Origin of the sequence: Sediminibacterium sp., assembly GCF_051861365.1 — a bacterium.
In the GTDB taxonomy this organism is placed as follows: domain Bacteria; phylum Bacteroidota; class Bacteroidia; order Chitinophagales; family Chitinophagaceae; genus Sediminibacterium.
Window position 1 is genome coordinate 178,484 of record NZ_JBHYCW010000002.1, and the last position, 8,754, is coordinate 187,237.

Sequence of the window (8,754 nt, forward strand, 5' to 3'; positions counted from 1 at the left end):
TGGAAAATAGGGTAAAATAATGACCCTGAACCCCTTATAAAGGCAAATATACGCTATCTGAACAGGGCTACCGGCAGAATAATTTCCCAATAATTCACCCTGGCACCACCTACCAACTGCTGATCCAGCAGCCTACTATAGCGGAAGCCAAAAGTTACGGGTTCTTGGTTCCACCAACGGGTATCAAAGAAGAGTTCCCCTCCCAAAGTGCCAAAATTGAATTGTCGCCCGGTACGTAGACTTCTTCCTACCGATAGATCATAAAAAGCATTCAGCCGCAACCGCTGGAAATATACCAATTGCCCAAAACCCCAATCCAGATAAGCAATCGGGAAATGATAATTCACCCCCAACTTGTACATCCTAGGTAAATTGATGGCGGTATAGCCTCTTGAAAAAGGGAAATTGTCTGAAAAATTGAATTGATTTAAAGTATCCCTGCTTTGAATAGCGCCGGTAAGTACCAGATTATGATTACGATGTAAACCGGGTAGATACAAAGTACCACTCACCAACATTTGCCAAGCCCGGGTATCGCCCAATGTTTGCCGATAACGGGTTTGAAAACTTTGTCCCCATCTCGGAAAAATATGTTGAACCGCCCTTTGGATTTGTCCGGCATACAAGAAGCGAAGATCCACATAATTAAAGTTCGCATCTCTGAATATATTCTTCGCGATCCCGATCCAACTCACAGCACTTCTGTTCAAGGTAGCCTGCAAAGTCAGGTTACGAAATTGTTTACCTCCGGTAAAGTTGAAGGGCAGTCTCAACCCGGCATAAGCTTCCCATACATTCCACTGCAACAAAGTATCCCTATTCAGTCGAACCGAACGCTGCCAGGTTTGCGAGGCACCAAAAACCGGTTGCAAATAAGTACCTCCATACGCTCCATCATAACTGATTTTATGGCTCCTTTCATTCTCGTTAAATGTATATGCCAACTCAGAAGAAAAAGTATTCAATACATTTTGTCCATATAACGTGAAGGAATACTCCGGACGATCATAGTAAGGACGCCAGCTATGGATATTCAACAATCGGAACGACTTTTTATAGTTCGTCACAGGATAATCTCCCGACACTTGTAATGCAGTTCCTGTAATAGATTGTTGAATGGAATGATCGATGTACAAAGGCTTCAATGCATCTTCAGTCTTTACTTTCTCCCATAAAGGTTGAAAAGAAGCCAAGCGATACCCATCAGCAGTAAAAGCTGAAGCAATAACCTTTCCAGTCTTATTGATGACGCCTTGATAAATCCCCGTTGGAAAAGAAGCCAAGCGATATGGATCCGGATGGTCTGGCTTATCAATGATCGCCCACAATTCATCTCTTCCCGCATGTGTGGTACTGAATAACAAAGTGTCTCCTTGTATTTGCAAGAATCCAATGATCCGATTGGTAGGTTTGAGTAACGTACGAGATTGTTGACCGGTGAAGTCGCTCCATATAATACCCATATCCCCGTTTTTCATCCTTTGCACCACATACAATCCTTGATCATTTTTTGAGAATCGAGGATAGGAATAAACAATATCTTTTTGGGTGAGAATGGTATCGAATTTTGCATCTGACAAATCAGTTCGTATCAATGTACTACCCCCTGATTCATCCATAGCAACTGCAACCAATTTCTTTTTATCTGTTGACAGATCAGGAGAGAATAGCCTTGTTTTCGTTTTGATTGTTTTCAAAACACCGGTATTCAAATCAAGCAATTTCAATGAGTGATACTCTACATTTCCCCAGCGAACATCAGGTTGATAAGCCGTGTAAAGAATATGCTGATCGCGATAGCTGAAATAAGGATCTATTGCAATATCTCGTACAGCTATCTTTTCCGAACTACCATCTTCCTTCACTTTCAAAAACACAGGTATTTGTGAGTAGCTGTTATACAAAGAAATGATTGAACCATCTTCCATTAAATACGGAAACTGGTAGTTGTTTACATTATTCTTTTCAACAGCAGTGAGCCATGTAGGTTCTGAAGAAGAACTTGTCCATTGTGATCGATAAAAATTCAATGCATCATCAACAAATGTTGAAAACGGAATACCGGTATGTTTTTTCACAGCTCCCTGAAAAGGATAAATCAACGGTTTGAATCTTGCTGCATCATCCGTTACTTTTTGCCAGAGGTCATTACCATATTTTTTTCTCCCGTATGCTACCAATAAATAACCCAGGTCATAATGGTCCGGTACAAAATGACGCAATGATCCATTCCGGAGTTTCATATAGCTATATTGCTTGTTCGCGAAATGCAAAGATTGATACGCACTGAAAAAATTCGGCAGACTTCCTCTCCCCTGTCTGGTAAACTGCGTTTCGGTATACACGGCATCCCCTTCAAAGAACCAATCGGGAATACTAGTGGCGTTCGCAACAGCCTGTCCTTCTTCACCCAATATCAATGATGCCAATTTTGATAACCCTTTATTGAAATTGCTGTATTGCTGTACATGTCTGAATTCATGAATGGCCAGATTGCTGAGCCAGTCTGTAGCACCCAAATTGAATGCATTTTGCGGCGCGGTTGTGTACAATTCGCTTCTGAAAGGCGCTAGTCCAACATATCCATTAGATATCAGTGTTCGGTGTTGCAAAACCATACTCACTTTACGCAATGAGCTTCCCAAGCTGTTACTATTTTTTTGCTGCAAGCCATGAATAATACTAGCAATATTTACGGCCTGCTGCTCTTGTCCGGCAGGAAACACAACACGAACGGTATCAGTATCAATCTGCTTCCATTTCTGAGAAATAGGATTCCCTCCAAAACGTTGGGCGAATAAGGAACTCGTTAAAAAAAGGAAAAATAAAACAACCGGCGAGCGCATGTATATGGATTTACAACCAAGATACGTAATCCATTTATTCTGAGATGTGTTGAAGAACCACAGAAGATCAAAAGACCTTCTGTGGTTAAAAATATTACATAGGAGAACTGGTCAAGTGAATCTTCGTCATATCCAAGTAGTGATTTTGTAACTGGTGTACAAAATGAACATTGGGATTATGTCTTCTGTCTTCTCGATACCACATTTCCATTTGTGAGAAATCACCTGCTTTGGGCGTTACAATACGAAAAGAGCCTTTCATATATTTCACCGAACCATCATCATTGGGCTGTTTGGCAAAACTGAGTTTCAGTAGGGTGTCTTCATTTAATGGAATCGGATGAAGTTGATCCTGACTGAACCAGAATTCCTGTACATCGGTTCGAACACAAATCTGTTTTTCGTCTCCATTCAGGCGAACTACTTCTCCTTCCCACATTTTTCCTTCATACTCCGCCATTACATAGTCGCCGATTTTGATGTCGCTGAATTTAATCATATGGCAATTAGTTTTAGGAGCATAAGTTAAGGAATTTTTGAATTCAAAAAAAAGACTCTGGAATACTGCTTTTTTCTGTGCATTTCTGTGTCTTTAGTGGCAACATTTTTGATTGCCACTGAAAGCACTGAAGGACACTGAAGTATTATCTTATTGGGGATTTCTTTTTTGAGGTGGCTTTTTGTTCGTTTTCCAAGACCCTAAATTTTACAATCGTGGAAATTAATTTCAAAGGCAAGGGCTTATCTAACGGAAATTGTATGGCACCTTTTGATGTATGATAAGGCTTTAACTCCTCCTGAAAATTCGCCACCCCGGAAGAAGACGGATAAAACCCAATATGGTTTTTCATGGCTGCGAAATACACCAAATTCCCCTCCTGATAAAAACAAGGCATCCCATAACTGATCTTCTCCACTGCCTTAGGCGCCGCCTTCTGAATCGTAGTACGCATGGTTCTTAACAGCTTCTGCTTATCCGCAGGAAAATCTTGGATGTAGGTGTCGATATCTGGGTAGGATTTCATCTCTTAAAGTAAAAATTAAAAAGTCAAAATTCAAAAGTTAAAAATTAAAAGTTATGATAGCCCCTCACTTTTTTAACTTTTGAATTTTGATTTTTGACTTTATCAAATCATTCCGCCCAACTCATCGTATATCCCGGATTTTCTATTTCCAAAGCTTCTACGGTTAGTTGTAGGGGATGAAAAGTATCTACCATAACCGCTAATTCCTGTGTTTCTTTTTTACCAATGCTCTTCTCTACAGCACCTGGATGTGGACCATGCGGTATACCTGCAGGATGAAGCGTGATCATTCCTCTGGTTACATTTTTACGGCTCATAAAATCACCATCCACATAATACAATACTTCATCACTATCTATATTGCTATGGTTGTATGGGGCGGGTATGGCATCAGGATGATAGTCATATAACCTCGGACAAAAACTACATACCACAAAATTGTGTGCTTCAAAAGTTTGATGCACCGGTGGTGGTTGATGCACACGGCCGGTAATTGGTTCAAAATCATGAATACTGAATGCAAAAGGATAACAATACCCATCCCATCCTACTACATCAAAAGGATGATGTGCATAGTGAAGTCCGTACAGGATTCCTTTTTTCTTGGTTTGAATCAAAAAATCGCCTGCTTCGTCAAATGTCAACAGTTGTTGCGGTGTTCTGATATCGCGTTCACAGTAAGGTGAATGCTCCAGCAGTTGTCCATATTTGCTGACATAACGTTTGGGATAGCGGATCGGACTAAAACTTTCGACTATGAATAAACGATTATCAGCTGTATCAAATTTGATTTGATAAATAGTACCCCTTGGTATCACCAGATAATCTCCATATGCAAAAGTGATTTGTCCGTATTGCGTGATGAGGACTCCACTGCCTTCATGCACAAAGATCATTTCATCTGCATCAGCATTTTTATAGAAATAATCTTTCATACTTTCTTTTGGTGCAGCCAAAACAATATGGCAATCATTATTCACTAATACCGGCTTTCTGCTTTTCAGATAATCTGCCTCAGGCTTGATATGAAACCCTTCAAAGCTGCGATGTTTGAGCATTTTTTCTTCGGCAACACGTGGTTGTACGTTTACCGGCTCATCGGTATGAATAATCTGAGTCGGTGGGTAATGATGATAAAGCAATGAATAATCATTACTAAAACCTTCGGTTGAAAACAGTTGTTCTGAAAATAGAGAACCATCGTCTTTACGAAACTGGGTATGACGTTTATGTGGAATGCGACCCAATGTATGATAGTGTGGCATAAAAAACTTCGTTTAAGAATAAAGAATGAAGAGACAAGGTATAAGATGGAGCAATCATCTCCAATGCGTTACTTGTTTTCGACCAATGCCAGAGAGAGCATGAGGAAATAATATTTCCATCTGCGTTTATCGATCCAGTAAGTAAAATTTCGTTTAAATGGCATAGGTTGCAATTGCTAAGGTGAAATTAGTAAAGTTTATGAAGAAAATAGGGATTCTATCAGATACCCATGGTTTTTTGGATGAGGCCGTATTTCGTCACTTTGAAGACTGTGATGAGATCTGGCATGCCGGTGATTTTGGCAATGATGCATTGGCAGAACAACTCCGTTCTTTTAAACCCCTAAGAGGGGTGTATGGAAATATTGATGGACAAGATATTCGCGCTTATTATCCCGAACTACTGCAATGGACTTGTGAAGAAGTACATGTGATGATGTTGCATATTGGCGGCTATCCACCTAAATACAATAGTCGATCCAAGCCCTTGATACAGCGACACAAACCACAATTATTCATTTCCGGACACTCACATATTTTGAAAGTGATGTATGATGATGCATTGAATTGTCTGCATATTAATCCGGGTGCTGCGGGAAAACAAGGTTGGCATAAAGTACGAACATTGGTAAGATTAGATATCGATGGGAGTGAAATGAAGAATTGCAGGGTGATTGAGTTAGGAGGAAGATGAAAAAATATCGAATGATGAATATTGAATCATGAAGTTGTATCCTATTCATGTCCTTCTCCCTCACCACTCATCACATTTTAACAAACATCTACATCCGGCTCATCCCTAAATTGGCATTCTAAAATTCATACACATGAAACCATTTACACGCATGCTTTTCACGGCATTGTTTTTTTGTCTCCTACAAACCACCATTTATGCACAGAATACTGAAGAAGCTGCTGCCAGGGCTTGTTTAGAAAACTATATGAGTGGCGTGGGAGACCGAGTAGAGAAAGCTTTTCATCCTAGTGCTACCATGAAGTACACAGATATTAGTACAGGCGAATTTAAAGATGTACCTATTGCAGAATATATTGCTCGTGTGAAGGCCAATACTACTCCTCCAAAAAGAAGTATCAGCATCCTGTCTTTGAATATAGAAGGTACCGCTGCCAATGCCAAAATCAAGATTGAAACAGAAACTGTGATCATGTATGACTATATGAATATGGTGAAGATCAATGGAGAATGGAAAATCGTAAGTAAGATTTTCTCAAGGATCAATAAACAATAAGTTTTCGAGAATAATTATCAAAAGCAGGCCATATCATCGCCTGCTTTTTTTTGAAATTTTATCTCATCAAGAGAAAGTTGTAATTTTTCGGAAAGTAAATCAATCCTTATGTCATCCTCTGTTAATCGTCGTGAGCTTTTAAAATTTGGTTCCCTGGCCGCATTGGGTATGGGACTTCGTTTGCCTTCCTTTGGCTTGGGCAATGAAGAAGGTATTTTACGTAATTACGGTATGGCAGATGGGTTGATCAATCTAAGCTCCAATGAAAATCCATATGGTATTTCACCCAAAGCAAGAGAAGCATTACTCAGTGCATTGGGTGAAGCGCATCGATATCAATACAATCATGCCAATCTAAAAGACTTTAAAAAAGAGTTGGCCAACTATTATGGTGTGAATGCCGATCAAATTTTGGTAACCGCGGGTTCAGGTGAGGCACTGGGATTATTGCCGCGTCATTTTCGAGGCAAGCTGGTAACTGCCAATCCTACTTTCGGCATACTACCCGCAACTGCAAAGATGCTGGGAAACAAAGTAGTGGAAGTACCGCTTACGGCTGATCAAAAACATGATCTGCCTGCTATGTTGAAAGAAGTTGACAATGAAACAGAACTTGTGTATGTATGTAACCCGGCCAATCCAAGCAGTACGATTGTTTCTCCTACTTCTCTTAAGAACTTTTGTGTAGAGGCTTCCAAGAAAGCTTATGTTGGAGTGGATGAAGCCTATATTGATTTTCTCGATGCTCCGGATAATGAATCCATGATGCAACTCATCGAAAAACATCCTAAGGTATTTATCATCGGCACTTTCTCTAAGATCCATGCAATGGCCGGATTGAGAATTGGTTGGGTAATTGGTCACGCAACACTGATCAAAGCATTGTCCGATAATTATTTCAACAGAACCCAGGCTGCTATGTCTGCTTTGTCTATGAGTGCTGCGCTAGCAAGTTTGAAAGATCCGGAATGGCATCAATTGAGTAAACAAAAAAATGCTGCTGCAAGGGAATATGCTTATCAAGAGTTGAAAAAAATGAATATTGATGTTATTAAATCATACACCAATTTTCTCTTCTTCCCTATCCCGAATTATTCCGGCGACTTCGCCGCAGATATGCTGAAGAAAAATATATTCTTGCGTTCTTCCAATTATGTTCATGGCAAATGGGCAAGAGCCAGTGTTGGAACGATGGATGAGATGAAAGTGTTTATTGAAGTGATGAAGGGTGTGAAAGTTTAGATAATGAATTTGAAAATTTGTCCAAAGGACCCATTAGGGAAAATGTGGTAATTTGAAAATGAGTAGAAGAATGACAGTTCCCATTTTCAAATTACCACATTTTCAAATTTTCAAATTAGTTATTACATCCCCGGCACCAAGCCTCTTGCAATCGGCTCACCTCTAAATGGCCAAGGCACACCTGCAAGGATGAGTAACAATGCAATTAGGAAGTAAAAAAATGCTTTTCTGTATTTCACTTCGTCGCTAACAGATTTTTTAGCCATACCATGAGCAAGGGTGAGAAATACAATCGCCAATATCATGGTCAATGGATGCTCTAACCAATAGAAACGGTAGAACTTATCTTTCATCATGCTCACTCCTTCGGGTAATGTAGTAGTAAAAAAACCATAGCGACCAGCCGCCCACTGATACAAACCCAATAATAGTGTAGTATGACCTGCAATCATTGTAAACAACCAGGTCTTTTTATCGCCTGGAGCAAATACTTTTTTGTTTTGCCATCCACTCCATGCTTTTAAAATAGAAACCAATAGTAAGATGAGGATAACCCAACGTAACAGGTTATGTAAATGCAGTAATCCGGTATCCATATGCGTTGTTTTGTTTACTGCAAGATAGGGAACCTAGTTGATAGTGCATGGTCAATGGCTTATAGTTGATAGCATATGGCGAAAAGATGTCAATTACATAAAAAAGGTTGACCTTTTTTGTTATCTAATAACCATTGGGCATATTGGAGCCCGCGGTTCTGTGTCTGGGTAAAGCTCAAGGTGGCTCGATGCCACCTTGAGCTTTTTATTACCATTGGTATATATGATCACCTTTGGTCTGGTCTGGGTAGTCAAATGTACTAATCCTTCTCTAAAACCATCTGGAGTTTGTTTTCCAGGTAGATGCCTATGGATTCTTTTTCCATTGTAATATTCAACTGCCTTTTTTACTTTCCTTTTTAAACCATTAAAATCCTTTATTGTCCAGCGTTTCAGGAACTCGTTTTTAATAATTCCATTCAATCGCTCTGCATAAGCATTGTCTTGAGCCTTGTATCCCATACTAATCCAAATACCTTGTTTAGACAACTCAGCTATATAGCGATGATCTATATATTGGCTTCCGCGAT

The 8,754-nt window shown here is 39.7% G+C and carries 9 protein-coding genes; 3 read left to right on the plus strand and 6 right to left on the minus strand.

The window, feature by feature from the left end; genetic code table 11:
• Window positions 1–53: 53 nt before the first annotated feature.
• The 4 genes from ACTIEV_RS01635 to ACTIEV_RS01650 form a co-directional block, all read right to left on the minus strand.
• On the minus strand, window positions 54–2,846 hold the full coding sequence (locus tag ACTIEV_RS01635) for a hypothetical protein (protein ID WP_439515938.1): 2,793 nt from the start codon (window positions 2,844–2,846) through the stop codon (window positions 54–56).
• 94 nt (window positions 2,847–2,940) lie between these two features.
• Window positions 2,941–3,345 carry a hypothetical protein gene (locus ACTIEV_RS01640; RefSeq protein ID WP_250686008.1) on the minus strand — a complete coding sequence of 135 codons (405 nt, stop codon included), beginning with the start codon at window positions 3,343–3,345 and terminating at the stop codon, window positions 2,941–2,943.
• 145 nt (window positions 3,346–3,490) lie between these two features.
• Complete coding sequence (locus tag ACTIEV_RS01645; RefSeq protein WP_322197311.1) at window positions 3,491–3,871, minus strand: iron chaperone; 381 nt, start codon at window positions 3,869–3,871, stop codon at window positions 3,491–3,493.
• A 107-nt stretch (window positions 3,872–3,978) separates the two neighbouring features.
• On the minus strand, window positions 3,979–5,136 hold the full coding sequence (locus tag ACTIEV_RS01650) for a homogentisate 1,2-dioxygenase (protein ID WP_250686010.1): 1,158 nt from the start codon (window positions 5,134–5,136) through the stop codon (window positions 3,979–3,981).
• A gap of 199 nt (window positions 5,137–5,335) precedes the next feature.
• On the opposite strand from ACTIEV_RS01650, the gene ACTIEV_RS01655 reads away from it, so the two are divergent.
• From ACTIEV_RS01655 to ACTIEV_RS01665, 3 genes are all read left to right on the plus strand, one after another.
• Window positions 5,336–5,830: a metallophosphoesterase family protein gene (locus ACTIEV_RS01655; protein WP_439515939.1), complete on the plus strand. Its 495-nt coding sequence runs from the start codon at window positions 5,336–5,338 to the stop codon at window positions 5,828–5,830.
• A 133-nt stretch (window positions 5,831–5,963) separates the two neighbouring features.
• Complete coding sequence (locus ACTIEV_RS01660; RefSeq protein ID WP_439515940.1) at window positions 5,964–6,386, plus strand: nuclear transport factor 2 family protein; 423 nt, start codon at window positions 5,964–5,966, stop codon at window positions 6,384–6,386.
• A 108-nt stretch (window positions 6,387–6,494) separates the two neighbouring features.
• A complete protein-coding gene (locus ACTIEV_RS01665) occupies window positions 6,495–7,628 on the plus strand; it encodes a pyridoxal phosphate-dependent aminotransferase (protein ID WP_439515941.1) in 1,134 nt (377 codons plus the stop codon).
• A 122-nt stretch (window positions 7,629–7,750) separates the two neighbouring features.
• Here the strand turns inward: ACTIEV_RS01665 and ACTIEV_RS01670 are convergent, their stop codons facing one another.
• Window positions 7,751–8,224, minus strand: a complete 474-nt coding sequence (locus ACTIEV_RS01670) for a hypothetical protein (RefSeq protein WP_439515942.1) — start codon at window positions 8,222–8,224, stop codon at window positions 7,751–7,753.
• A 120-nt stretch (window positions 8,225–8,344) separates the two neighbouring features.
• A partial coding sequence (locus ACTIEV_RS01675; protein WP_439515943.1) for an integrase core domain-containing protein occupies window positions 8,345–8,754 on the minus strand: 410 nt, incomplete at its 5' end.